At 48.5% G+C, this 24,513-nt stretch carries 23 protein-coding genes; 5 read left to right on the top strand and 18 right to left on the bottom strand.

The genetic code is table 11. The annotated features are described in order from the left end of the window. Nucleotides 1-110: 110 nt before the first annotated feature. Nucleotides 111-1,181 carry a DUF3900 domain-containing protein gene (locus tag MKX38_RS03915; protein ID WP_003233793.1) on the top strand — a complete coding sequence of 357 codons (1,071 nt, stop codon included), beginning with the start codon at nt 111-113 and terminating at the stop codon, nt 1,179-1,181. A 34-nt stretch (nt 1,182-1,215) separates the two neighbouring features. Here the strand turns inward: MKX38_RS03915 and MKX38_RS03910 are convergent, their stop codons facing one another. Beyond that, a complete protein-coding gene (locus MKX38_RS03910) occupies nt 1,216-2,325 on the bottom strand; it encodes an FAD-dependent oxidoreductase (protein WP_339188707.1) in 1,110 nt (369 codons plus the stop codon). A 162-nt stretch (nt 2,326-2,487) separates the two neighbouring features. Between MKX38_RS03910 and yetL the strand changes: the two genes are divergently transcribed. Next, on the top strand, nt 2,488-2,991 hold the full coding sequence (gene yetL, locus MKX38_RS03905; RefSeq protein ID WP_003233796.1) for a transcriptional regulator YetL: 504 nt from the start codon (nt 2,488-2,490) through the stop codon (nt 2,989-2,991). 23 nt (nt 2,992-3,014) lie between these two features. On the opposite strand, the gene MKX38_RS03900 is transcribed toward yetL, so the two are convergent. The 4 genes from MKX38_RS03900 to MKX38_RS03885 all read right to left on the bottom strand — a co-directional run bounded on the left by MKX38_RS03900 (nt 3,015) and on the right by MKX38_RS03885 (nt 5,955). Then, entirely contained in the window at nt 3,015-4,007 is a 993-nt protein-coding gene (locus MKX38_RS03900; protein WP_041851198.1) for a DMT family transporter, read from the bottom strand. Continuing rightward, on the bottom strand, nt 4,007-4,651 hold the full coding sequence (locus tag MKX38_RS03895; protein WP_041056996.1) for a Bax inhibitor-1 family protein: 645 nt from the start codon (nt 4,649-4,651) through the stop codon (nt 4,007-4,009). Before MKX38_RS03895 ends, MKX38_RS03900 begins: the two co-directional genes overlap by 1 nt. Nucleotides 4,652-4,760: 109 nt before the next feature. Continuing rightward, on the bottom strand, nt 4,761-4,928 hold the full coding sequence (locus MKX38_RS03890) for a YezD family protein (protein WP_003244522.1): 168 nt from the start codon (nt 4,926-4,928) through the stop codon (nt 4,761-4,763). 154 nt (nt 4,929-5,082) lie between these two features. Beyond that, entirely contained in the window at nt 5,083-5,955 is an 873-nt protein-coding gene (locus MKX38_RS03885; protein WP_029317447.1) for an STAS domain-containing protein, read from the bottom strand. Between the two features lie 197 nt (nt 5,956-6,152). Between MKX38_RS03885 and MKX38_RS03880 the strand changes: the two genes are divergently transcribed. From MKX38_RS03880 to hmoA, 3 genes are all read left to right on the top strand, one after another. Continuing rightward, complete coding sequence (locus MKX38_RS03880; protein ID WP_003233802.1) at nt 6,153-6,647, top strand: hypothetical protein; 495 nt, start codon at nt 6,153-6,155, stop codon at nt 6,645-6,647. A gap of 91 nt (nt 6,648-6,738) precedes the next feature. Beyond that, nucleotides 6,739-7,101, top strand: coding sequence for a VOC family protein (locus tag MKX38_RS03875; RefSeq protein WP_339188699.1), 363 nt, complete (start codon nt 6,739-6,741; stop codon nt 7,099-7,101). 102 nt (nt 7,102-7,203) lie between these two features. After that, entirely contained in the window at nt 7,204-7,530 is a 327-nt protein-coding gene (gene hmoA / locus MKX38_RS03870) for a heme-degrading oxygenase HmoA (RefSeq protein ID WP_014479126.1), read from the top strand. Nucleotides 7,531-7,566: 36 nt separating this feature from the next. Here hmoA and MKX38_RS03865 read toward each other — a convergent pair whose 3' ends face one another. The 13 genes from MKX38_RS03865 to rhgT all read right to left on the bottom strand — a co-directional run bounded on the left by MKX38_RS03865 (nt 7,567) and on the right by rhgT (nt 24,501). Continuing rightward, nucleotides 7,567-8,262 carry a DUF421 domain-containing protein gene (locus MKX38_RS03865; protein ID WP_014479125.1) on the bottom strand — a complete coding sequence of 232 codons (696 nt, stop codon included), beginning with the start codon at nt 8,260-8,262 and terminating at the stop codon, nt 7,567-7,569. A gap of 74 nt (nt 8,263-8,336) precedes the next feature. Continuing rightward, complete coding sequence (lplD, locus tag MKX38_RS03860) at nt 8,337-9,677, bottom strand: alpha-galacturonidase LplD (protein WP_339188696.1); 1,341 nt, start codon at nt 9,675-9,677, stop codon at nt 8,337-8,339. Between the two features lie 8 nt (nt 9,678-9,685). Then, nucleotides 9,686-10,573, bottom strand: coding sequence for a carbohydrate ABC transporter permease (locus tag MKX38_RS03855; RefSeq protein ID WP_003242715.1), 888 nt, complete (start codon nt 10,571-10,573; stop codon nt 9,686-9,688). A 13-nt stretch (nt 10,574-10,586) separates the two neighbouring features. Further along, nucleotides 10,587-11,543, bottom strand: coding sequence for a sugar ABC transporter permease (locus MKX38_RS03850; RefSeq protein ID WP_017695596.1), 957 nt, complete (start codon nt 11,541-11,543; stop codon nt 10,587-10,589). A gap of 54 nt (nt 11,544-11,597) precedes the next feature. Further along, the gene (locus MKX38_RS03845) at nt 11,598-13,106 is read right to left on the bottom strand and encodes an extracellular solute-binding protein (protein ID WP_015252604.1); all 1,509 of its coding nucleotides are present in this window, start codon (nt 13,104-13,106) and stop codon (nt 11,598-11,600) included. Between the two features lie 121 nt (nt 13,107-13,227). Further along, entirely contained in the window at nt 13,228-15,801 is a 2,574-nt protein-coding gene (locus tag MKX38_RS03840) for a hypothetical protein (protein WP_339188691.1), read from the bottom strand. A 43-nt stretch (nt 15,802-15,844) separates the two neighbouring features. Further along, the gene (gene yesZ / locus MKX38_RS03835; RefSeq protein ID WP_339188688.1) at nt 15,845-17,836 is read right to left on the bottom strand and encodes a beta-galactosidase YesZ; all 1,992 of its coding nucleotides are present in this window, start codon (nt 17,834-17,836) and stop codon (nt 15,845-15,847) included. Between the two features lie 8 nt (nt 17,837-17,844). Next, nucleotides 17,845-18,498 (bottom strand): rhamnogalacturonan acetylesterase, encoded by a 654-nt coding sequence (locus MKX38_RS03830; RefSeq protein ID WP_339188685.1) that lies wholly within the window; start codon nt 18,496-18,498, stop codon nt 17,845-17,847. A 158-nt stretch (nt 18,499-18,656) separates the two neighbouring features. Continuing rightward, nucleotides 18,657-20,495 (bottom strand): rhamnogalacturonan exolyase, encoded by a 1,839-nt coding sequence (gene rhgX / locus MKX38_RS03825; RefSeq protein WP_339188683.1) that lies wholly within the window; start codon nt 20,493-20,495, stop codon nt 18,657-18,659. A 46-nt stretch (nt 20,496-20,541) separates the two neighbouring features. Then, nucleotides 20,542-22,404 carry a rhamnogalacturonan lyase gene (gene rhgW, locus MKX38_RS03820; protein WP_339188681.1) on the bottom strand — a complete coding sequence of 621 codons (1,863 nt, stop codon included), beginning with the start codon at nt 22,402-22,404 and terminating at the stop codon, nt 20,542-20,544. Between the two features lie 120 nt (nt 22,405-22,524). Then, on the bottom strand, nt 22,525-23,151 hold the full coding sequence (locus tag MKX38_RS03815; protein ID WP_339188678.1) for a YesL family protein: 627 nt from the start codon (nt 23,149-23,151) through the stop codon (nt 22,525-22,527). Then, nucleotides 23,148-23,810 carry a YesU family protein gene (locus MKX38_RS03810; protein ID WP_212059996.1) on the bottom strand — a complete coding sequence of 221 codons (663 nt, stop codon included), beginning with the start codon at nt 23,808-23,810 and terminating at the stop codon, nt 23,148-23,150. Before MKX38_RS03810 ends, MKX38_RS03815 begins: the two co-directional genes overlap by 4 nt. Continuing rightward, the gene (rhgT, locus tag MKX38_RS03805) at nt 23,803-24,501 is read right to left on the bottom strand and encodes a rhamnogalacturonan acetylesterase (RefSeq protein WP_339188675.1); all 699 of its coding nucleotides are present in this window, start codon (nt 24,499-24,501) and stop codon (nt 23,803-23,805) included. The genes MKX38_RS03810 and rhgT overlap by 8 nt, the downstream gene beginning before the upstream one ends. Nucleotides 24,502-24,513 lie beyond the last annotated feature (12 nt).

The following is a 24,513-nucleotide window of genomic DNA, read 5'->3' as shown; positions in this document are numbered from 1 at the left end:
TACATTTCCCTTTCATGGTCATGATTATTCCGTTCTCCCAATTGACGCATGATCGCTGTTTTTTCTATACTTGAGAAGCTGTACAATACGCGAATAAGGTGAGTTTATATATGGATTTTGAAATTCGGTTTTTATCCTTTTATGTCATACAGGTGGAAGGCAAAGATGAGCAGGCGAACAAGCAGTTCAAGCACTTCCAGACCCTTGATACGGGCGAATTTGAAGAAAGCGAGCTGAAGGACTTTCTCGACGGGGAACTGAAAAAAATCGTCAAACGGAAAGCAGACCGCCATCCGCAGTCCGAGCAGGTGCCGACGAAAATCGGCCATTTTATCGTCGAGCCCGGCCACGAGCTCGATTCCAACCCAAACTACAACATGTTCAACCGCGCGCGTCTGGCGGAAACAAAAGAAGACTTCAATGAGCTGAGCGAGCAGTTCGTCCGCACGTACCTTGACACAAGCGCGGTTCGCGGCGGCGTGTTTCTCGTCGCTTCGGCCGTACCGAGAAAATACTTTGACGAGTCATTTGTCTTCATTATGAAATGTGATTTTGAGCCGAAGGTCGCCCGCATCTCTGACGCGTCTTCTCTCATTAAAAAAGTCGAAATGGCGATCACGACAAAAAACATGAAAAGCATCCAATACCCGTACATGCCAGAGGAAGGAATGGTCGAGGAAGGTGAACTGAAAATCCACCAGGCCTCACACGCCCGCTATTTTGAGGACTTTCTGAAATTCGTCGAGTACGGAGAATCGATGCCAGAAATCATGAAAAATCAGGTCATGAACATGGTACAAGAGCACGTCTACGAGACATTTGAAGACAACAGCGAAGAACTCAAGCAGTTCGAGCACGACATTGAGATTTGGGAAGCAAGCGAAAAACGGGAAATCCAAGAGCGCCTCGACACCCATCAAGTCATCGAAGCCTCCGCCCAAATCATCGAGCACACGCCAGAGGCCCAGCTGAAAATGAAAGTCGGAGAAACAGAGATTAAGGGATTGCTAGCGGATTTTGGCGATTCTATTCATCTCGCAAAAGTAAACGGGCGCTATGTCGCGCTGATTGAAGCCGAGACGATTTCGTTTGAGAAAGGCAGTTCACCGGTGGAGTTTTATAAGCCTGAGGGGCTGCATGAGGTGATTGAGCGGATAAGGAATAAAACAGAGCAAGACTAAAAAGTCCAGAAATCACTTTCTGGACTTTTCCTATTTAATACCCTTCCCTCAACACCGCATAGCACTCCCCAATCAGTTCTTCCGCTCCCGGCTCTCCTTTCAGCCCGCGGCGGACGATTTCTGAAGATAGATTCTGGACTTTGAGCGCTCGTGGGGCTCTTCTTTTGTAGTACGCCTGTAATGCTGTTTCGTGGTCGGCGTGGTTTTGGAGTTCTTCGGCGAGGACGATGGCATCCTCGATCGCCATTGCCGCTCCTTGTGCCAGGGTTGGCGCACCGGCGTGGGCGGCGTCTCCTCCGATGATGACGCGGCCTTTATGCCATGGCTCCTGCACGGCGACCTGCTCCAGTTTGTTAAAGATGACAGGATGCTGTTTTGACATGTGCTTTGTGACAAAATCCAGCCCCCGAAAACCAGAAAGAATCTCTTTTACTCTATCAAACCGGGTATCTTCCTCATCCCAGTAATCGCTCGTGCAAGGCTGGAGGACGAAGACATAGCCAGCGTGTTGTGCCAATGGCACCACCCCGATTTGTGTGTCTCCGCTTCTATACATGAATGTTGCGTCCTCGAATGTGTAATCAGGAAGTTCGATATAAAAGCGCCACGCTCCCATGCCGAGATGCTCTTTTTCCGTCTCCTTTTGCAGCATCTTATCACGAACAACGGAGTGAATGCCGTCAAAGCCCGCCAGAATGTCAGCCTGCATCTTTTCTCCATCTTCACATAAGGCAGTGACCGATTCAGCAGTTTCTTCATAGGCGACAACCTTTTTCCCCCACTTGATGTCTACACCCACTGCCTCGGCATGCTTCATGAGAATGTCATTTAAAGTTTTGCGCAGGATATTATTGCGTCCCGGAAGTGAATCGTCTAAAAAGGATTCACTGACTTGAAACAGCAAATTCCCCTGTTCATCAAACGTTTTAAACCATTCTGTTTGAAAGCCGTGCTTACAGCAATCTTCGAATACGCCCAGTTCTTTCAACACCGCCAGTGCGTTTTGCGGCTGAAGAATCCCCGCACCTGTTTTTCGATTTTCTGAAGCCGCTTCACATAAGGTGACGGAAAACCCTGCCTTACGGAGAGAAATGGCCGCTGACAAGCCGCCGATTCCGCCTCCTGCTATTAACATATGTTTCATATCAATAACCACCTTTTCAGCTCTATATGTATTAGTTAGGCACCTAACTATATTACCTTACTATGTCCCAAGAAAAGCTGTCAATCATCTCCAAGCCAAGTTGCGTTATGGTTTTCCCTCCTTTATAATCGTGTCACAACGAATGTACGGGAGCTAATTGCGATGGAATTAAAACATTTACCGAAATATAAGCATATAACAGAGCACGCCGAAACGTATGCCAATATTGACGCCGGCTCTCTTGAATTGTTTTTATCTCTTTTTGATATTTCAAAAAAAATGAATCATGTGATGGAGCATTACTTTGCTGGCCGAGGGCTTTCAGAAGGAAAATTCAAAATCCTGATGCTGCTCTTTGATGCCAAGGATCATAGGTTAAGTCCGACAGAGCTTGCCAAGCGGTCAAATGTCACGAAAGCAACAATTACAGGCCTGCTAGACGGGCTGGCGAGAGACGGTTTTGTCAGCCGCAGGCATCACACAGAGGATAAACGAAAAATCAGCATTGAACTGACAACAGAAGGCAAAGCACGCCTGGAGCAATTTCTGCCCGGCCATTTCAGCAAAATATCCGCTGTCATGGAAAACTACAGCGACGAGGAAAAAGACATGTTCGTGAAGATGCTTGGTGATCTTTTTGAAAGGCTGAGCGTGTTTAAAGACTAAAAAACCCGTCCGATCCGGACAGGCTATAGCGTCTTTTCTTCTGCAGCCGGATACGCATCCGGCTGTTTTTTCTTAATGACCGTAACAAATATGCCGCCGATGACACATGCAATGCCGATGAAATGCACAAACTCAAATGGCTCCTTCAATATCACGCCTGACAAAATGACAGCGGAGACCGGAAGAACGGATGTGAAAATGCCCGATACACCCGCCGGCACCTTCGTCACCCCGCTATACCATAAGTAAAACGCCAAAACAGTGACAAAAAGCGCGTAATACAGCACATACGACCAATCCAAAACAGTCGGCACGCTGTAATCAAATGAAGAGGCCTCAAACAAAGCAAACGGGAGAAAAAACAGGAAGCCGAAGAGCGATACGAAGGTCGAAATCGCCAGTGCCGAAATATGCGGGGATAGCAGCTTGGCCATCAATGTAAACAACGCTTCGCCAATGACTGCAGCAATGATCAGCATGTTCCCGAATAAGGCGTGCGGCGTCCCGTCTTGGCTCCCGGCTCCAAACAAATTAATCGCCATTACGCCGCAAACCGCCAGCAAAATGCCGATCAGCGTCTTTTTCTCAATTTTTTCTCTAAGCAGGAAAAAGGATAAAATACCGATCACCATGGGGGTTGTGCTTGTCAAAATGCCGCTTTCCGTTCCCGTCGTATATTGAACCCCATACAGCAGGCAAATACTGAACAAAAACACGCCTGTGAATGATTGCACCAGTAATACGAACACATCTTTTTTCGTCAAAGCCGGAAACCCTTTTTCAATGCAAAACAGCAGCATGAGCAATACGACAGAAGCGATCAAAAAACGCAATCCTGAGGAAAGAAAGACCGGAATCCGTTCGACCATCAGCTTGCCGACAACGACAGAACTGCCGACGATCGCCATAGCTGCTGCCAGAGATACATATGCGCCCATTTGTTTTTTCACCAATACTCCACCTGCCTTTTTGATGTATGGCAAAAAGCGCCTATCCAAAGACAGGCGCTTTTTCATTAATCATCACTGCTCAAAATGCCGAAGAAGCGGAGCAGGTTGATGAACAAGTTGATAAAGTCTAGGTACAGCGATAACGCCATAACCGGAATCAAGTCTTCCGTAATGTGGCGGTGTTTGATTTGATTCAAATCATACAAAATGTAAAGGGAAAAGACGATGGTTCCGATCACGGAATACGCCATCATCGCCGCTGAGTTTAACGGGCTGAAAATGTTGAAAATCCCTACCACAACGAGGGCGAGCACCGCTACCAGCAGAAAGGACCACAGGAAGGATAAATCCTTCTTCATTTTTGCTCCGATTGTGCCTAAGACGGCAAAAATGACAAATGTAGAGCCAAAGGCTTCAAGCACGACATAGGCGCCGGCGATGGAAGCGTAATGGCTGACGATCGGAAATAAGGTAATGCCGGAAACGAACGCGAATGTATATACAAACGCATACCCGACCGCTTTTCTTCTGCGCATCCAGAAGGCCAGAATAATCATCGCCACTTCAAGAATAGATAGCGGCAGCATCAAAGCGACAGGAACAAATTGGCCGATAAAAAGGCCGACAGTCGCGATCAGCAATGTGAAGACAAAGACTGTCAAAATGCGTTGCATGATCGATTGCTTACTCTCGTGAACCGTAGCTTGCATGTCAAAAATCCTCCTAAAAAATGATCTTAAAGGTCTATTATATAAAAATTGGATGAAATATGTATATGTTTTAAGGAGAATTTAATGAAAACAAACGCCCTTTACATTATCATTTTGATTCTTTCCTTTTCAGCGAAAAACGGTGCTTTTCTATTTTCTCAATTTGGGTAATCTGAGAATCATGAACCGTAATCTGAACTGTGCCGAAATCGAGTGTTTCCAGCGAGCTGATGATTTTTTCAATCACTTCCGGATCAATCGTTGATTTTGAAACCAAAAGACCTTCCCCCCTGTTGAATAGGTTTTAATTCACAGTATTCTTATAAGAATTATAATATTATGTTTTTTTCGATAAATCAATGGTGATTTCTGTTCAAATCAAAAAGGCATATGATCACCCGGTGACGGACAATCATATGCCTGGAAACTTCCTATTTGTTTTCTTCCAATTCCTCAACAATACAGCGGACACCCATGTTTTCTAATGCCTGCTTCAGCGTGCCGTACGTTTCATATTCACTAAAATCAAGCCCCAATTGAATCGATGTTTGGGCCACATCAGGGCGAATCCCTGAAAATACGGCTTTGACGCCTAATAAGAAAAGTGTTTTAGACAGGTTGTACAATTGCTGAGCCACCATGGTATCCACAATCGGAACACCCGAAAGATCAACGACGAGGCTTGTGATTTTTCTCTCGACACAGCGGACCGGCACTGTTTCTAAAATGACTTGTGCCCGTTTTGTATCAATTGAGCCGATAAGCGGCAATATCCCGATTCCATCGGCAATGGAAATAACCGGGCAGCCAAGCTCTGAGATCAATTCCTGCTGAGATGTGAGCCTCATCAGCATGAATTTTTGGTACTGCTCGGAGAATTCAATAATCAGCTTATCGAACGACTGATTCACAATGCGGTTCCATCGGTCTGCATCCTCATTTGTCACAATCTCCTGATTCTCTTTTATAAATGTGACGACTGCGTCCCAGAATGAGATTCTTGAATTGGATATGGCTTCTACGACCTCATGAACTTGAACATCCTGCTCTACCCTGTTTTTCGCAACGTTTTGCGCCCATTTTGTCATGTTTTCTTGAAAATCGGTTTGATCCTCCAGAAATGCGCTTGCGATTGTTATATTGGTAAATGTATGCTGCTCGGTTAAAAGTGTTTTCGTTTCTTCACTTAAATGGCTGGCGGAATATAGCTCGCCTTTTAGCTGGCAACGCAAACTGAACCATTTCTCAGTAATATCCGCAGTGTTGTCTATGATATATTGATATAATAATTGATCGATATTCACGGTCTGTCTCCTTTTTCGTAATAGAAGCACTTTCATTATAAAATGATAAATCGGAATTGTGAATAAGACTAGAGAAAAATCAAATGATTCTGCTCTCTGAGAGCATTCCTGCTTCATATCCTTAGGCGAATGCACCAATAAGAGTCCGCCCGCATAAACTGCAATGTACAGTTTACAATGAGAAAGGACGTTATCACATGTATTATGTTGATCCTTATATGTTTGCGGGGCATTTTTATGAGCCTTGGCCTGCTTTTGAATATGAATACCGATATCCATGGCCTGGCATTGGCAGCGGCGCTGTTCCGGGCTTCGGCGGCGGCTCCGGCCCTGGCATTGGCGGTGGCGCTGTTCCAGGCTTTGGCGGCGGCTCCGGCCCTGGTATTGGCAGCGGTGCCAGCCCAGGCTTCGGCGGTGCGCCGCAGGGACCTCCTCCTTCCCAAATACCAGCGAAACCCCCAAAACCGCAGGGTTCTCAAGGAGCCGTTTTGTTAGTTGAACCAATCACCATTCGTCCTTGCCTTTTCCGATTTACCTATGTCTGGTTAACCAATGGCCGCTCATTTTGGTTTTACCCGATCATCCTTGGCAGAAGATCCGTCGGCGGCTTTTATTGGGATTCCTCACGGCGCCGCTGGGTTTATTTCGCCTTAGACACAAATCACATCGATGTTGTGAGCTGCTCATTTTAATAATCAGCCGGTTTCCCGGCTGATTTTTTTATGTTACTTCGTCCGTAAACAGGTTATAGTATTATTATCTTTTCAACTTGGAGGTTTCCCTATGATCAAACAAATTGGCACTGTTGCTGTATATGTCGAGGACCAGCAGAAAGCGAAGCAATTTTGGACAGAGAAGGTAGGCTTTGATATTGCAGCGGACCACCCAATGGGACCTGAAGCAAGCTGGCTGGAGGTTGCGCCAAAAGGAGCCGAGACTCGTTTAGTCATTTACCCGAAAGCCATGATGAAAGGCTCAGAGCAAATGAAGACTTCTATTGTGTTTGAATGCGAAGACATCTTTGGTACATACGAGAAAATGAAGACAAACGGTGTAGAATTTCTCGGTGAGCCCAATCAAATGGAGTGGGGCACCTTCGTTCAATTTAAGGACGAAGACGGAAATGTGTTTTTATTAAAAGAATAAACTGTTGCGCACGGCGGTTCGATTCCGCCTGCGCTTTCTTTGACATTGAGAATGAATTTCATTTACAATTATTCATATGTGAGAATGATTGGAGTGAGACAAATGTTTGTACAGTTAAGAAAAATGACGGTTAAAGAAGGCTTTGCAGATAAAGTCATAGAACGTTTCAGCGCTGAAGGAATCATTGAAAAACAAGAAGGTTTAATTGATGTGACAGTGCTTGAGAAAAACGTACGCCGCGGTGATGAGGAAGTTGTTGTCATGATTCGCTGGGAATCAGAGGATCGCTGGAAGCAATGGGAAAAAAGCGATGCGCATATCGCTGGCCATAAAGCAAACAAAGGCAAACCAAAGCCTGACTATCTGATCAGCACTGAAGTGAGCATGTACCATGTACGTGCTGTCAAACAAGGGACATACAATCAATAAAAAGCTTGCGCCTTGCTGCAAGCTTTTTTCTAAGAGTCATGTTGATCTGCTTTGTTCGTATGTTACGGTATACAGCGGCTTATTTTTATGCCATTCTGCAAATAACACGTCCTCCGTCTTATCAATGTTCTTCTTTTTCAATTCTTGCTTCAGCCACTGTTCATCCACACCTGCTTCCTTCAGATTATCCCGGACAATCTCTCCATCTATGATTAAAGTGATCGGCAGGGAAACAGACTTCGAAGGAATCTGCAAATCCTTATTTGTCGGTTTGTCAAAGTCGGATTTTGGAAGCACACTGACCATCCCGTTTGTTTCCAAAATCGCATATTCTACTTCTTGAATCGAAAAGCTCCCCGCTTGCCTCAAAAGGCTTTGAAGCTGGTTAATGTCCATCTTATTTTTCTTCAATACTTTATATTGAAGCTCCCCTTTGCGGATGACGATATTCGGCTCGCCCTCCAAGAACTTTCGCGATGATTTCATTTTTTGCGTGATAAATTCAATAATATAAATCAGCACGCCCCACAATAGCGAAGCAAAAATAATTTCTTTGATTTTGATTTCATGATCGTAAACGGCATTTCCGACCAATTCTCCTAAAATTAAAGCAGAGATAAAGTCAAACGGCGTAATTTGAGAAAATTGGGTTTTCCCGAGAAGCTTTAAGATGATAAATAAAATGCCTAAACCGCAGACCAGTTCTACCGCAACACTTAAATAATTTCCCATATTGATAGCACCTACTTCTTGATTATACTATCAGTATGGTCAATGCTTTCCTTTCTAAACCGGAAAAGCTCCGCTCAACGTTGCATGGTGAATTGGAGCATGTCATTGAAAAGCTGCTCTGCATCACTGCGGTCAATCTTGACAAGCGGGTCATTGAGGAAGGCTTGAAACGCGAGGCCAGTGTCCTTTGTTAAACCTGCGTCCGCCACTGCCTCCTGATTGGATATATGCTTAGCCGCCAGCATTTCCACACCTTTCGGAAGCGCTCCGGACAAAATCGGCTGGACACGGTTCCTTGTGATGAATGCGTTTGTTTCGACAATGGCTTGTATAGGAAGGTTTGAGACCTGGCCTTGATTCGGCATATTTACATTTGTGACGAGTTCACCCAATCCGAGAAGAGCCGCTATGATGTTCACGCCTTCTTCTCCCGAAGCTTTCTCAGCAACGCCCCGTTGTTGCACGATCAACCGTTCTGTTTCTTGTCGTTTCTCAGCTCTGTCTTGTTTTCTGAATGATATAGGTGTGAGATGAAATTTCCATACTTCAGGCTGTTTGAGGTATGGGCCGGGAAGAAACTCTGCCAGATGCCTGTCTCCCGCAGCAGGGATGGAGCCATACGTTTCAAATAAATCAAACGCAACACGGTGTGCCGAACAAAAGACGCTGTCCCTCCAGCTTTCCCCCTCCAGCTCATATCCTGATTCCCCATAGTGCGCGCTGAATTCACGGAATATAGGCAGCAGGTCAATATGGCGGTAAGAGGCTTTTGTGATCCATGTAAAATGGTTAATGCCGAGCACATTAACGCGGATATCCTCACGCCGCGGCACCTCTATCCCCAGCCTTTCCGTGACCATTTCCGCCAATAGCTTTTGCGTCCCGAATACCTCGTGGCAGCAGCCAATCGCTTTGATGCCGGGAAACACTTTATACAGCACTCTTGTACAGACAGACATCGGGTTTGTATAATTAATGACCCATGATTCAGGTGCGTAGTCTCTTATTGCCCGGGCAATTTCCGCAAATATCGGCACAGCACGCAAGCCCCTGATGATCCCTCCAGGCCCGACAGTATCACCTACAGACTGATAAATACCGCAGCGCTCAGGCAAGTGGACATCGACTTCCATATCATCCAGTGATCCCGGCAAAATGGAAATAATGACGATATCCGCGGCTGATAACGCCTTTTTCAAAGTAGAAACAGCCTCATATCTCCATCTGCCGTTCCCGCTGTGATTGCCGATCACTTCATTTTTCTGAGCGGCTTCAAAATCAAGATCATAGAGCGCCACCGTGCCTGACATCCGTTCATCAATCGACAAATCACTCATCAGGCTTCTGACCCAGCCTTGGGACCCCCCGCCAATATAGGCAATCTTAATCTGATCTAATGTACTGATATGAAACACTCCCTTTCTCAGCCTTTCACCGAACCGATCAGCATTCCCTTTGCAAAGTGTTTTTGTAAAAATGGATAGACCGCCAAAATCGGCAGCGTCGCTATGACAATGACAGCGAGTTTAATTCCCTGCTCCGGCGGAACGGCATTTTGCATCGTATCGCCATTGGTCGCCGTTAAATCCGATAAAATCGTGACTTGGCGAAGCACCATTTGCAGCGGCCATTTTGCACTGTCATTGATATATAAGAGAGCGTGGAAGAAATCATTCCAAATCCCGACCGCATAAAACAGCGCAAAGGTCGCTATAACCGGCTTTGACAGTGGCAGGGCGATCCGCCAGAAGACGCCGATTTCGGAACAGCCGTCAATTTTTGCTGATTCCTCCAGCTCGCGCGGCAGCTGCTGAAAGAAGTTTTTGATAATAATAAGGTTGAACGGATTAATCGCCATCGGCAGAATCAATGCCCAATACGTATCCAAAAGGCCAAGTGATTTTACGACAAGGTACGTCGGAATCATGCCGCCTGAAAACAGCATGGAGAAAATCACCAGATTCAACAGCAGATTCCGTCCCTTCACATGCCGCTTCGCCAGCGGATACGCCATCGTGAAGGTGAAAAATAGCTGTACAGCCGTCCCAACCACCGTGATGAAGATGGACACGCCCATGCTTCGAAGGAACGTCGGTGTCGAAAACACATACTTGTAAGCATCAAGTGTAAAGGTTTTCGGGAAAATAAAGAAGCTCCGCTGGGCAAGTTCCGCTTCTGTCGCAAAGGAACCGGCGATAATATATAAAAACGGCAAAATGGTAATCGCGCCGACACCGCCGAGAAACAGAATGTTGCAGACGTCAAACACCCGTCCGGCTTTGGTGTTGTGCATCGTGTGAATTTCAGCCATACCTCTCCCTCCTCTAAAACAATCCTTCCTGATCAAACTTTTTCGCAATGTAATTGGCGCCAAAAATCAAGATAATCCCGACAACTGATTTAAACAAACCGACCGCCGTGCTGTAGCTATACGCCCCTTGGGTAATCCCCATCATGTACACATACGTGTCGAAGATGTCAGCTACACTGCGGTTGAGCGAGTTCGTCATCAAATACACCTGTTCAAAGCCTAGATTCAAAAAGCTGCCGATTCTTAAAATCAACAAAACGATAATAGTGCTTCTAATCGCCGGCAGCGTAATATGCCACATTCTCCTGAACCGCCCCGCTCCGTCCATGATGGCCGCTTCATACTGCTCTTGATCAACCGTAGCAAGCGCTGCCAAAAATAGAATCGTTCCCCAGCCTGTCTCTTTCCAAATGCTTTGCATCACAATCATCGGCCGGAACCAGTCTGCATCCGACAAGAAAGAAATCTGCTCACCTGTCAGGCTCATGATCATTTTGTTGATCACACCTGTATCGACAGTAAAAAAAACGAAGGTGATGCTGACCACAATTGTCCATGATACAAAATGTGGTACGTAAATAAAGGTTTGGATACATCTTTTATACACGGCCTTTCTTACCTCATTCAAAAGCAGGGCCAAAATGAGAGGCGCGGGAAAGGCAAACAAAAGATCCAGGCTCGCCAGCATGAGGGTGTTGCGCAGCAGCCGGAAAAAATCCGGATTCATAAAAAAGTCTTTGAAATAATCAAAGCCGACCCATTCGCTTTTCCAGAAGCCGAGATATGGCGAATAGTCTTTAAAAGCGATCAGCACACCCCACATCGGCAAGTATTTGAAAATCAAGAAATAAAGCAGACCGGGAATAAGAAGAAGATAAAGCCATTTGTCCCGTTTGAGCGCAGCCATCCAGCTGATGCCTTTTCCAGCGGTGAGAACAGGTGCATCTCCCTTCTTCGGCACTGTTTCCATATCTGTTCTCCTTTCGTGATACCGGGGCGCCCGCCGAAAGGCAGGCGCATCGGTTTATTTTGACGATTGGTACAATTTGTTCAAGTCCTTCATCAGGTCATTGCCGCCGCTTTTTTTCCAAAGCTCCACTGCATCAGCGAACCCTTTTTCATCAATTTCTCCAATGATAAATTGTGTTCTCGCGTCGAGGATGATGTTGTCAAGCTGGGCTCCTTTTTGGGTATAGACATCAGATACAAGCGACTCAGCCGGGTTAAAGACGGCTATTTTTTCTCCTTCGGTTATGATGTCCTTGCGATGCTGGAAGAGCTTGGTTTTCTGGTCTTCGATGTAATACTCGCTTTTCGGAATCGACATGCTGAACTGTGCCAAGCCTTCATGCTCATACAGGAGAGATTTATTGTTTTTTTCAAGTGAGGTGAATACGCCGTCCTTGAGCTCGTAATTGCGGCCCTTCACTCCGTTGTTCGTGAGAATCTGCGCTTCCTTATCATTCATCTTATCGAGGAAGGACAGCACCTCTTTCAGCTCTTTTTCGGTTTTGACGCTTGATTTTGGTATCGTGATCATGCCTGAATAACCAGATGTCGGGAAGGTGCGCTTGCCATTCGGTCCCTCAAGCGAGCCGACGATATCAATGATATCCTTGTTCGACTCATCCGCCTCCTCCATCGCGCTTTGGATTTGAGACGCTCTTGAGCCTGTATCAACGATGACACCCGCTTTTCCTTTTACAACCGGATCATTCCACTTCGCAGAATCCATGACAGCAAAGTCCTTATTGATCAAGCCCTCATCATAGAGCTTTTTAAAAAACGTGAGCGCATCCATGTATTCCTTCGTTGTAAAATCTGGAATCAGCTTTCCGTTTTCAACACCGTAGCGGTTCGGAGCGCCGAACCAGATTTGCAGAACATCCCATGGGCTTCCGTTGCCGAGTCCCATCCATTTCGGCACGACCATGCCGTACGTATCATCCTTGCCGTTTCCGTCAGGATCTTTTTCCTTAAAGGCTTTCAGCACTTCATAGAAATCATCAAGCGTTTCCGGCATATCCAGACCGACATTTTTCAGCCAGTCGGTTCTGATGATCATACACGCCCTGATCAGATCCCTCGTTCTGTAGATTCCGTACACCTCGCCGTTCACCGAGCTGTTCTTCAAAATCTTTTCATCTGCCTGGCTTAAATTCTTGTAGTCTTTTAAATAAGGAGACAGCTCCCAAAACGCCCCTGCTTTGACAGATTTGATAAAGCCGGCTGACTTATCTTTAATGACAATCGCGTGAGGCATCTCTCCTGAAGCCATGACGATGTTGAATTTGTCGTTGTAGGATGAATCAGGCACCCATGTGACCTTAATCTCTTTGCCTGTGTATTTTTCGAGCGCTTTTAATGAAGGGCTCTTATCACTTGGGCTTTCCGGCGATAAGAGCGGCGCCATAATTTTGATCGTATCTTTCGAACCGCTTGCTGAATTGGATGTTTCCGAATGGCTGCATCCGGCGATCATCATGGCAGCAAGCGGCAAGGCCATCCATTTTTTTCGCATTCTTATTTTCATGTTGCGTAAGTCCCCCTTTTTTCAATTTGCATTTCCCCTTTGCCCCTCTCAATATAAAGCGCTTACATAAATTCTTGCAATCTTCATTTTTTGCACCATTTCTCCTATGAAATTCCGGCTGTTATCCTTTTTTGCCCGATGTTTCTTTTTTTGCCGGAAGGGAATCTCCGATCAGTTCCAGCGCCGCTATGACATTTAAACACCATTGAGAGACAGTGTTCGTTGTCACCCATGGAAGCTCCTCTAGCTGCGTCCATGTCTCGATGCGCTCCGGTTTGATCGGAAGCGGCGTATGGCTGAGCTTATCTTCTAGCAAAAGATTCCACGCTTTGGCGGCGAGATGAGGATCTTGTTTTTTTCTCGCGGCGTAGGCTGTCATACCGGCGGCGAACATCGGCCAGTGAAAATGCCCGTCATGAAGAGCGCCTCCGCTTTTTTTCCGTTTTTCCTCATCACTGAGTGTGTAAAATTCGCCGAATTCACTCAGCATATCCTCCCATTCCCGGTCATCAAGAAGCTCAGCCAGCTCCATCCACACTTGCGGCGCGCCGAAGGCAATGATCATATGATATCCGCCCGCAATGCCGTCTCCCATGTGATGAAGCATCGAGGTCGCCGGGTCATATTCAAATGTCGGGCCGGATATTAAGCGGAGCGGCAGCCGCTTCAGACAGTTGATTCCCGTTTGGATTTTGTGGAGATATTCCGGATTTTCGGTCCGCTCCCATTCCGCCAGCCAATTCGAGCAAAACGCCGCCCAGTCCGGTCCCGTTCTGGCGTGAGTCGGGTGCTTGCCTTTCTCGTAAAAAGCGCGCATCGGATCGGTTTTGACGAGGGCATAATCGGCATCCTTCACTTCTGTCAAAAGATCTCCCGTCCGCTCATCACCCGTCAGATAATAATAGAATTTATAAAGCCCGGCCATGCTGATTCTCGCTTCCTTGCAGCCGCATCCCCAGTGCACAACGTTATGCCGTGAACCAAGTCCTGCGTATTCACCGAGGTGAAAGCTGTCCGTTTCGCTCGTATGGCGGGTCATGGCTTCTGCCATGCGAAAGATATCCTCTCTGCCTGAGCGGAAAAACGCCTGCCACAGCCATAGGGCCGGAACGAGCTCATTGTTTTGCCATGCGTATCCGCCGAGATCGTACCGCCACATATGCCGGATCGGGTCATACGTATGCATGACATCGCCATAATGCCAAAAACCGTACCATCTGCGTTGCTCTACTTCCTTTTTATAAAACAGAAAGGCCGCATCGAGCTGTTCTTCCAGCTCTTTTTTGAGCGGATGGGATGTGTCAATGATGCTCCAAACCCCGAGTGCTTTTGATTCGTAATAGACGTCCGGCTCGCATACAATGAGCGGCGGCGCCTGCCATTTGTCAGCGAGCGCATTGAGGACTTCGTCAGACGGCATGTGCGAAAAGCACGCCAGGCTGATTTCATTTGTGTTCGCAATGCCTGTCGGATCAGAGCGCATTTCATCAAAGCCTTCATACGCGCTGGCCACGTGGGTGTTTCCTGTATAATGCCGCAAATCCATCGCTTCGCCGTCCGGGGGCCAAAGCCAGATAGTCATTTTGGGGCGGCTGCCGGCAAGACCTGTGATTTCCAGTGCTGACGGATATTTCTCAAAGAAATACCGCAGGCCGAGAGCCACACCGCCATTTTCTCCGCCCGCATAGCAGAGCCCCTTCGCCCGGCTGCCATGCAGCATTCCAACCCACGCATAATCTTTTCCGGTCCGTTTTGACAGGCTGTAATGATCGCTGGAATCCTGCACGAGCTTGACATCGTCCCAAACCGCATTCTGTGTGCCATGTGCAAACCATTCCTTATGCTCTTCATCTGAAGACAGCATTTCGCCATTGATTTGTTTTTCATAAAGCGGATACCGTTCATTGAATTTACGTGTGCCAAACAGCTGGGCGGGTTCTTTGTACATCCCTTTCTCTCCCGCAAACCGGAAATGGCGGTTGTACGGCTCCCCCTCCAAAAAAAGGTCAAATTCGATGCCGAGTCCCTTAATAAATGCTTGTTTACCGCTCCTGTCAATCAGCTGCGTGTGCACAAGGCCGATCTCAGACAGCCCGGCATAAAACGCCAATCGGATAACAAACGGCAGCCATTCTTCATTCGTTTTATGGAGCACATGCACTCCCTCGATTTTGACTACTGCTTTGACAGGACCACTCTGCTCAATCGCCGCCCGTTTGATAAAGCTGACAGACCTTTCATGCAAAAGAACCGTTTCCGCCGCTGACTCCTTTCTCGTTTCTCTTATCGCAACGAGCCTCCCGCCTGCGGCGATCGGCTTTCCATTGATCTGCAATGATTGAATGAAATCAGATCCTGTTTTATCAATGGTACAAACGAGTGCTCCTGTATCCACTTGGAAATCATGCTCTGTCTCATGAATACTGAGCGATTCAGTTGGCTGCGGGACTTCTCTTTTTTGCACGATAAAGTTTTGGTTTTCCTTACCGCCAAACACCGCCGCGTGCTTTGTCCACTTGATGCTCCCGTCCGGCCAATAGGCCGACGGTTCGCTTTGCACATATCGCGTTTCCGCGTTTTTATTCATAAGCGCCAGACGGTCACCCTTTTTTAATTCTCCTTTTTTCCATGGCACGCCCCACGTCACGCCGCTTATCACCTTTGGCTGTCCTGATAACCATTTGATCTTTTTCATCGGTCTCTCCCTCCATAGAAAAAAGCTGATTCGATGCAAAGAATCAGCTGGGATTGTCAAATTGAATCACACGGTATTCATGCGGTCCGACCGCCAGCCTCCCCGCCTTTTCCAAGCGGTGCGTCAACAGATCTGTTCCCGCTTCCGGCAGTGTCACACTTCCTCCTTTTCCATCCATATTCACGATGATCCACACAAGGCCGTTATCGCCTTTGCGCGGGGCAACGATCGTGCCGGGCGTAACATCCGACCGGCTGGAAATAACAGCTTCCTCCGCGTAATGCCTAACGAGCGCTTCCAGCATCGCATCCCCTTCTTTCCCGGATGGAAGCGAGCCCAGCATGACAATTTTCCCCTCGCCGTAATTCCGTTCCGTCAGAAATGCATGGCCCGCCCCCGGTCCTGATTCAACCGTGCCAAGGGTGTTTCCGCTCTCTGTGTCAAACACCGCGCTCCATAGTCCGAGCGGCGCCGTGATGCCAAACGCTTTTCCTGTATTCACGTTCTCATTCATCGGAAAGGTAAAAAGTGTTTTGATCCCTGACGTTTTCTCAAGTTCGCCAAGTCCGCAATCGGTATGAATGGTATGCTCGCATGTGCGCCCTCCTGTCAGCGGCCCGGTGATCCAGATGCCGCCCGCTTCAGCAAATGCCGAAGCCTTTTTGATAAATTCAGAAGACAAATACGGCACAAATGGCGTAAACAGCAAGCGATAGCCGTCCAGTGGAGCGCCTTCCGGAATAAGGTCACGGTGAATCCCCGTGTTGAGAATACGTTCATAAAAATGCGTCACAAGCGAACGATGCCGGAGTCCCCGGTGAGGCTCAGTTTTAATAAATGCTTTTGCTCTGTCAGAGTAAGTCATCGCCGCCTCGGCTTGAACGGGTTCAGTCGATAGAATAACAGGCTCGATTTCCTTTCTTGCCCGCTCAACCGCCAGCACATTTTGGTAGCCGATGGTGGGTTCGCCCCAGGCACTGAGAACCGAACCGTGGGAAATCTCGCTGCCTGAACGCTGCTGTCGCCATAGCCAGTAGCAAAACCCCTGGCTTCCTAAGGCGTAGGACGATACGGCTTCGGCCTGCAAATACCCGTCTGTGTGCGGGTAAGCGGAGCTTTCAAGCGAGGCAGCATACGACGGACTCGTTTCCAAAATCCAAAACGGGCGCCCCTGTTTCAAATTTCTCCATAAATCACAGTTCAATAAAAAGGCAGAGGCGTTTTCCTGCGAAGCGTACGTGTCATAGGAGGCAAAATCGAGATTCTGAAACATTCGCTCATTGTCCACGCTGAACATGACTGATCCGTTATGCGTGATCGGCGCATCTGAATAGCAGCGGATGATTTTGGCCTGTTCATCCGCAAACGAAGCGATCATCTCCATCGAAAACAGCTGATACATAGTGCTTAAAGAGGCATGATGCAGAAACGGGGCCGGTCCCGGCTGCGGGACTTGCTCAAACGTCTGATAGGTTTCGCTCCACACATCGGTTCCCCAAGCTTCATTCAACCGCTCAATCACCCCATAGCGATTTTTGAGCCAGTCATGCCATAAGCGCAAGCATGTCTCACACATGCATTCTGCAACATGGCATTTAAACTCATTATCTAGCTGCCAGCCGATCAGCCCCGGGAGCCGGCCAAGCTCCTTGGCGATGGCTGTGGTGATAATGGCGGCTTTTTTTCGAAAATACGGGTTGTTCGTGCAGGCGTGCTGACGGGAGCCATGCCCCATGATCTCTCTTTTTTCATTGACATGCATGCGTTCGGGCCGGCCGTGTGACAGCCAAATCGGCGGGGTAGGCGTCGGCGTGCACATGATCGTTTCGATCCCGCTGTCATACAGCCGGGCGATGATTTCTTTGAAAAAACCGACGTCAATTTTTCCTTCTTCAGGTTCCATGACAGACCAGGCAAATTCGCCGATCCGCACAACATTTACGCCAACTTCACGCATGATGTCAATGTCCTGCTGAATCGTCTCTTCATCCCATAATTCCGGATAATAGCAAGCGCCATGATACAGTTTTCTCATCACATTTTTCACCCTTCTTTGATGATCGATTCTGTCAATGGCAGGCCGAGCTCCTTTATGCCTTTTGCCACAAGTTTCGCCATTTCATTTGCGCCTTTTTTTGTAAAATGCGTGTAATCGTTAATCCCTTCTGAAATCATAAAATAGGTGTATACTTTTTCCTCGCCCTTCTCAGTAAAGAAAGCAAGGCTTTTCTCCATCAGATCAATGAGCTGGACATTCTCCTCTTCAGCCGTCTGCTTCATGGCAATGCAGTAATCTGGAAAATCGTTCAAAAACACGCCGTTTTCGTAATGAAAGCGGGCTACGGGGGTAATGAGAAGCGGATGGGCGCCTTTTTCCCGCGCGCCTGCGATATACTGCTTTAAATATTGTTTATAAGTAGTATAGGGCTCGGTGTAGCGCTCCGGCTTATTTTTCGACGCATCATTATGGCCCATCTGCACGAACAGCCAATCATCCGGCTCAATCACATCAAGGATCGCCTGAAGCCTGCCCTCTTCCACAAATGTTTTCGAGCTTCTTCCCCCGATCGCTCTGTTGATCACCTGAATATGCTCCGGCAGATGCGAGCCGAGAAACTGCCCCCAGCCCCCTTGATTTGTGCTGTCTCCATACGTTTGAACAGTCGAATCGCCGGCAAGATAAATATGATTTGCCATTTTTTCATTCCCCCTCGTTTTTTATACAGCTTCCATCACGGATAGCTCTTCCCTTGAAAAAGACCGGTGCGTACAGCTCTTGAGCATTGGTTCGTCCTGCCCGTTCGTTAATCATCTTGTCGTAGCGTTCAGCCTTTGCGTCTTATCCCTTAGTCCTCCTACAGCGGCGCCTCCGCTTTACTTCCCGCTATGTACAGGGCGGGCTTCGGCGGTTTTTTCATTCCCGTTCCGAGGTAAAAGCTCGTGTGCGGCGGCTGGTTGTAGGCGGTATTCTGCCAGGCGATGCCGAGCCTGTAAACTGGATCATGCATCAGCGTGTAAAAGCGGTGGCGGGTGAGATGTGTCGTTGTATAGATACGGAGCGCGCTGCTGTCTTCCGTTCTCCATATCACTTCTTCCCGCCAGTCTCCGAACAGGTTGGCCTGAAGAACCGGGTTTCCTTTCGTGCCGTTGTTGGACAGCACGCCGGCCGGCTGAAATATCGTCTTCAGACAGCCGTTTTCAGCATCCCATTTTTCAATCTTTGGCCTGCCAATCGTTCCGTCCCAGTCATGATCAAGCAGTTCTCTGACCAAATCACCGTCCCACCAGATGGCGAAATTGGCTGAAGCGGGCGCTTTGTCGCTGATTTTTTCGCCTTTGCTCGTGAAAAGCCCATACGACATGCCATCATTGCCCGGCGGATCAATTCCCCAGACGAGCGACCCTTTGTAGCTTGGATCAATATGAGCTGCCATGCCCCGGCCAACGTCAGTTCCAGCATGGACGCCCCATAATATCTCACCGGTTCCGGCATCTCGCAGTGACAGTCCGTACGGCTTCGTGGCGTCCTCATGCACCTGAAACACTTCAAGCCCTTTTCGTGACGGGTCCAGATCCCCTACATGCATCGCGTCTCCGTGCCCGAGCCCCGTTGAGTACAGGCCGGTTCCGTCATGATCGACAGCCATTGCGCCGTATATGATTTCATCTTTTCCGTCTCCGTCAACGTCTGCCACGCTCAAGCTGTGGTTCCCCTGTCCTGCGTACGCTTCATGGCCCTGCTGGTTGGAGTCAAATAGCCAGCGTTTTTTGAGCCTTCCGTTTCTGAAATCGTATGCTACGAGAACGGCTCTCGTATAATAGCCCCGCGCCATCACGAGGCTCGGCCGCTCCCCATCCAAATAAGCGATCCCGGCGAGAAAACGGTCCATCCGATTTCCATAGCCGTCTCCCCAATCCTCCAGTTTGCCGCGGGGCGGTTCATATTCCACGGTCGTGAGCGCCTCACCGGTTTCTCCTTTAAACACCGTCAAATATTCCGGTCCGGACAGAATCCTTCCCTGTTCATTTCTAAAATCGGCATGCTCATCACCGATGATATGTCCTTTCCCGTCTGTTGTGCCGTCAGCTGTTTTCATGGCGATTTCTGCTTTTCCGTCACCGTCAAGGTCATACACCATAAATTGCGTGTAATGAGCGCCCGCTCTGATGTTTCTGCCGAGGTTGATGCGCCACAAAAAGGTGCCGTCCAGTTTATAGGCATCTATGAGCACCTCCCCGGTATAACCGTCATGAGCGTTGTCTTTTGAATTGGATGGGTCCCACTTCAGGATCATTTCATATTCTCCATCCCCGTCTATATCCCCGACACTGGCATCATTGGCGCTGTAAGTGTACGGCTTTCCGTCCAGCGCCACACCGCCTTCCGGTTTGGCAAGCGGAACCTCCAGGACATTTTCCTGCCAAACACGAGCTTCCTTGGAAAGCTTTTCTTCCCGTCCTTTATTGACAGCCGCCACTTGATAAACAGAGTCAGCCGTTCCATTTTGATCGAGAAAATTAGTGCTTTCAGCGATTGGATCGCGGGTGATCCGCTTTCCATCCCGATAAAGGTGAAAAGCCGTCGTCTCATGATCCGTGCCGAGAAAACGCCAGCTGACAAACACGCCCTGTTCTGTCTTTACCGCAATCAAACCTCTGGTCAGGTATTCCATTTGCCTCTTTTTTGGTTTCATTTTAATGGGAACGGGCTGCGCGCAGCCCGTTCCTTCCCCCTTTCAGTTAAGGCGTATACATATTTGGTTTTAGCTGTTCCGCCATGCCGTCTCCTAAAAAGAAGCTTGTGTGCGGCGGCTGGTTATAGGCGACATTTTGCCAGGCGATGCCAAGCCGGTACACCGGATCGTGTATCAGCGTATACAGCCTGTGCTCAGTCGGAATGGTCGTCGTGTAAATGCGCAGTGCACTGCTGTCCTCCGTTCTCCACACCACTTCCTCGCGCCAGTCACCGAGCAGATCAGCCTGAAGCGTTGGTGTTGCTTTTGTGCCGTTGTTAGCCGCTGCGCCTGATGCAGTCAGCACATTTTTCGATACGCCGTTTTGATAATCCCACTTATCAATTCGGTTGCTGTCCAGCTGTTCCCGGAGCAGATCGCCGTCCCACCAGATGCCGAAGTTGGTCGAGGACGGAACCCCGATTCCGATTTTGACCCCTTTCGCTGAGTAGAGAGAACCGTTTGCCCACACTTCCTGTCCCGGATAACGCGGGTCAATATCAGCAGCCATTCCCCGGCCTACATCCTTGCCGGCATAAACGCCCCAAAGGATTTTTCCAGTTGCAGCATCCCGGAAAGATAAGCCGTATTTTGCATTTTTGTCCTCATGAACTTGAAACACCTCAAGCCCCGGCCGGCCCGGATCAAGATCTCCTGTATGGAGGGCATCCCCATGGCCTAAGCCGGTCGAGTACATGCCTTTCCCGTCATGATCAACAGCCATTGAGCCGAAAATAATCTCATCTTTTCCATCCCCGTCAACGTCCGCGATGCTCAGGTTGTGATTCCCCTGTCCGGCAAACGCTTCATTTCCTGACTTTGAGGAGTCCAGCGTCCAAAGCTTTGACAGCTTTCCATCCCTGAAGTTATAGGCAACTAGCATGGTTTTAGCGTAATACCCTCTGGTCATGATCAGGCTCGGCCGCTGTCCATCAAGGTAGGCAATGCCGGCGAGAAAACGGTCAACACGGTTGCCGTAGCTGTCTCCCCAATCCGACACATTGCCGCGCGCCGGTTCAAAATTTGCGGTGACAAGCTCTTTCCCGGTTGAACCTTGAAACACAGTGAGATATTCAGGGCCTGAAAGCACACGCCCCTGTTCATTTCTGTAATCAGCATTGGCATTTCCAATTACTTTTCCCGTGCCGTCTTTTGTCCCGTCTGCCGTTTTCATTGCCACTTCCGCTTTTCCGTCACCATCAAGGTCATACACCATAAACTGGGTGTAGTGCGCGCCCGCTCTGATGTTTTTGCCGAGATTGATCCGCCATAACTTTGTGCCATCCAGTTTATACGCGTCAATCAGCACGTCACCCGTATAGCCATCCTGTGAATTGTCTTTTGAGTTAGACGGGTCCCATTTCAGAATCAGCTCGTATTGCCCGTCACCATCCACATCGCCAACACTTGCGTCATTAGCGCTGTACGTGTAAGCTTCACCCTTTGGCGTCGTGCCGCCAGCCGGTTTATCCAGCGGGACGGAATGATACGGCTGCGCCCATACGGAGGCTTTTTCAGAAGCCGGCTGTTCGGTACCGTTTACAACAGCCCGAACCGTATACGTTGAGCCCGCCGAACCGTTTTTATCCACATAGTTCGTGGTTTTGACAGGCGCAGCATTCAGTTTTTGCCCGTCTCTGTACACATTGAACAAAACAGATGCGTTTTCAGTTCCAAGAAACCGCCAGCTGACAAAAATGCCCCCGTCCGTCTTGACCGCTACAAGCCCCCGGTTCAGCGCTTCCATCTGCCGCGCTGCCCCTTCAGCTTTCACAGGACATACAGAGGCTCCCATCACCAACAAGACCAGCAACGTAACAGCGGTAAACATGCGTTTCCTTCGTGTAATCATCAGACAGCTCCTTCTCATTTATCTGTAAGCGCTTACCTAAATTGGATTTTATGCGCTGTGTGAGCTGTCTTCAATTTCACTTTTTTGCATCTGCCTATTTCGGACAATGCACTTTTTTGCGTATTTGTCATTTTTTTGTTACCCGGCTTGATGATGCTGGGCCTCCGTCTTTTGAAATCCCCTAAGAGCAAAAAACATCAACACAAGCTCAAATAAACACGGGCCGTAAAATGGGATCAGGCCAGGAAGCGTATACAGCAAATAAAGGACAAATCCGCACCCGATCAGCATACAGCCGGTCGTCAGCGGCCTCATGGCGCCAAACAGCAGTGCCTGCGGTATATATTTGCGAAGCGGGAGCTGGTAATGCACATAAAGGGGAAACACATACATCAGCGCGATGATATACAAAAGCCCTGCAAGCAGCGTGCAGCTTGTTACGGCAAAGGACAGCCAATCCGTACTGGCAGAAAAATAATGATAGTTCGCGGACAATATGAGCAAAAGAGCCGAAAACGCCAATCCGATCGCATTAACCTTGAGAAACTCTTTTTTATAGGTATCGAGAAATAACGGTAATACCGGGACATCCTTTTGCCCCATCAGCCATTTCCTTATAACGGCACACATCGCAGCTGTGCTCGGCGCCCATCCGAAAAGAACGCCGCCCAAAAGTGTAAACAACAGCCACAGCCCGTTGAGCCATGCTATTTTCACCACCGCTTCGCAGCCTGCATAAAGCGCATCCGTTACAGTCGTCTTCATCTTCTCACCGCTTGATGCACGGCAAAATCCCTGTAAACGGCTTTCATGGGGGCCATCTGCCGGAACCCGATTTTTCCTTTTGTTAACACAGGCCCATATGTGCTGCCGTCGTCCATCCACTCAAGAATGGGCAGACCATTGATTGAAAAGTGCACATAGCCTTTGTCTTTGATCAGCTTCATACGATACGGAGAATCAGCGTCGTCTGGAGAAGGCAGCGGATCGGCCCCCATTGCGGCGAGGTGGAAACCGCGGCTTTTTCTTAAATTGCAGGTGCGGAACGCTCTTTCCTCCGCGTATTTTCTGCGGAAATACGACAGGTGGAGGGCATTGATATCTCCTGAATGATACTCAGGGTATGTTCCTGTTCTTTTCCTGAGACTTGGGTCAAACAAATCCTCGCCTCCCATTCCCGCAGCGGCAAAAAACAGCATACACAGTCCAGGCTGCTCGATCGGAGAGAAGTCCCATGTCACAATGATGCCGTCTGGAAAGGTTTCCGGACACCAAAAGACAAAGTGCGCTTCATCCTGGACATGTGACAGGTGCAAGCTGTGATCGTCAAATGAGATCTGTCCGCCTCCCTCCATCCGCCAGTCCTTCACATCGCTTTTAGACCGGAGCGGGTTGCGGTACAGGCACGCGCCTTCCTTATACATGTTCTTTCCCCTCCCGGCTCACAAGGTGGTCCTTAAGCGGAAGTCCGAGCTCTTCAATGCCTTCTGCCACAAGCTTCGCAACCTCCATTGCACCTTCTTCCGAAAAATGCGTATTGTCCTCAATGCCGTCCGGGTAATTCGGATGTTCATTTGGCTGAAACCAAACGAACAATCGCTTCGACTCCTCCGGCCCGTATGCTTCATACAGCACCTTTGTTTTCGCAAGCAGATCAATCACAGGTACATCGAGCTCCTTCGCCAGTGCTTTCATCGCATCGGGATACTCACCGAGCGTATGCTCGATCCGTCCGTTTTCATCAAAGCGGCGGCGCTGCACCGATGTGACGAACACAGGATGCGCGCCCTTTTCGCGTGCCGTATCTGCAAACAAGGTAAGAAACTGCTGAAATGTGGAGTACGGCTTCGTCCCCCGCGGTTTTTGGTCATTGTGGCCGAATTGAATCAACAAATAATCGCCTTGTGTGATGCGTTCGGCAATTGCTTGAAGCCTTCCTTCCTCCACAAAAGAATTGGTGCTCGCTCCTCCTTTGGCATGATTGCGGACCAGCACATCTTCAGAAAACAATTTCCCGAATACCTGCCCCCACCCCGCCATCGGCGCTTCATGAGGCGGGCAGTCACTCACAGTGGAATCTCCCGCTAAAAATACTTGAATCGGTTTTTTCATCACATGTTCTCTCCT

It is taken from the genome of Bacillus sp. FSL M8-0025 (assembly GCF_037975475.1).
GTDB lineage: Bacteria > Bacillota > Bacilli > Bacillales > Bacillaceae > Bacillus > Bacillus subtilis.
Note: the sequence above shows the minus strand (reverse complement) of the source record. Positions and strands in the feature narration are given on the sequence as shown.

Coding starts and splice junctions, on each gene's coding strand:
- MKX38_RS03815 (WP_339188678.1), bottom strand. CDS start 23,151: ATGAAGACGACTGTAACGGATGCGCTTTATGCAGGCTGCGAAGCGGTG.
- yesZ (WP_339188688.1), bottom strand. CDS start 17,836: ATGAGAAAACTGTATCATGGCGCTTGCTATTATCCGGAATTATGGGAT.
- MKX38_RS03850 (WP_017695596.1), bottom strand. CDS start 11,543: ATGGAAACAGTGCCGAAGAAGGGAGATGCACCTGTTCTCACCGCTGGA.
- yetL (WP_003233796.1), top strand. CDS start 2,488: ATGGAATTAAAACATTTACCGAAATATAAGCATATAACAGAGCACGCC.
- rhgX (WP_339188683.1), bottom strand. CDS start 20,495: ATGAAACCAAAAAAGAGGCAAATGGAATACCTGACCAGAGGTTTGATT.
- MKX38_RS03830 (WP_339188685.1), bottom strand. CDS start 18,498: ATGGCAAATCATATTTATCTTGCCGGCGATTCGACTGTTCAAACGTAT.
- MKX38_RS03875 (WP_339188699.1), top strand. CDS start 6,739: ATGATCAAACAAATTGGCACTGTTGCTGTATATGTCGAGGACCAGCAG.
- rhgW (WP_339188681.1), bottom strand. CDS start 22,404: ATGAGAAGGAGCTGTCTGATGATTACACGAAGGAAACGCATGTTTACC.
- MKX38_RS03895 (WP_041056996.1), bottom strand. CDS start 4,651: ATGCAAGCTACGGTTCACGAGAGTAAGCAATCGATCATGCAACGCATT.
- MKX38_RS03915 (WP_003233793.1), top strand. CDS start 111: ATGGATTTTGAAATTCGGTTTTTATCCTTTTATGTCATACAGGTGGAA.
- MKX38_RS03910 (WP_339188707.1), bottom strand. CDS start 2,325: ATGAAACATATGTTAATAGCAGGAGGCGGAATCGGCGGCTTGTCAGCG.
- MKX38_RS03810 (WP_212059996.1), bottom strand. CDS start 23,810: ATGTATAAGGAAGGCGCGTGCCTGTACCGCAACCCGCTCCGGTCTAAA.
- MKX38_RS03845 (WP_015252604.1), bottom strand. CDS start 13,106: ATGAAAATAAGAATGCGAAAAAAATGGATGGCCTTGCCGCTTGCTGCC.
- MKX38_RS03840 (WP_339188691.1), bottom strand. CDS start 15,801: ATGAAAAAGATCAAATGGTTATCAGGACAGCCAAAGGTGATAAGCGGC.
- hmoA (WP_014479126.1), top strand. CDS start 7,204: ATGTTTGTACAGTTAAGAAAAATGACGGTTAAAGAAGGCTTTGCAGAT.
- MKX38_RS03880 (WP_003233802.1), top strand. CDS start 6,153: ATGTATTATGTTGATCCTTATATGTTTGCGGGGCATTTTTATGAGCCT.
- MKX38_RS03865 (WP_014479125.1), bottom strand. CDS start 8,262: ATGGGAAATTATTTAAGTGTTGCGGTAGAACTGGTCTGCGGTTTAGGC.
- MKX38_RS03900 (WP_041851198.1), bottom strand. CDS start 4,007: ATGAAAAAGCGCCTGTCTTTGGATAGGCGCTTTTTGCCATACATCAAA.
- MKX38_RS03855 (WP_003242715.1), bottom strand. CDS start 10,573: ATGGCTGAAATTCACACGATGCACAACACCAAAGCCGGACGGGTGTTT.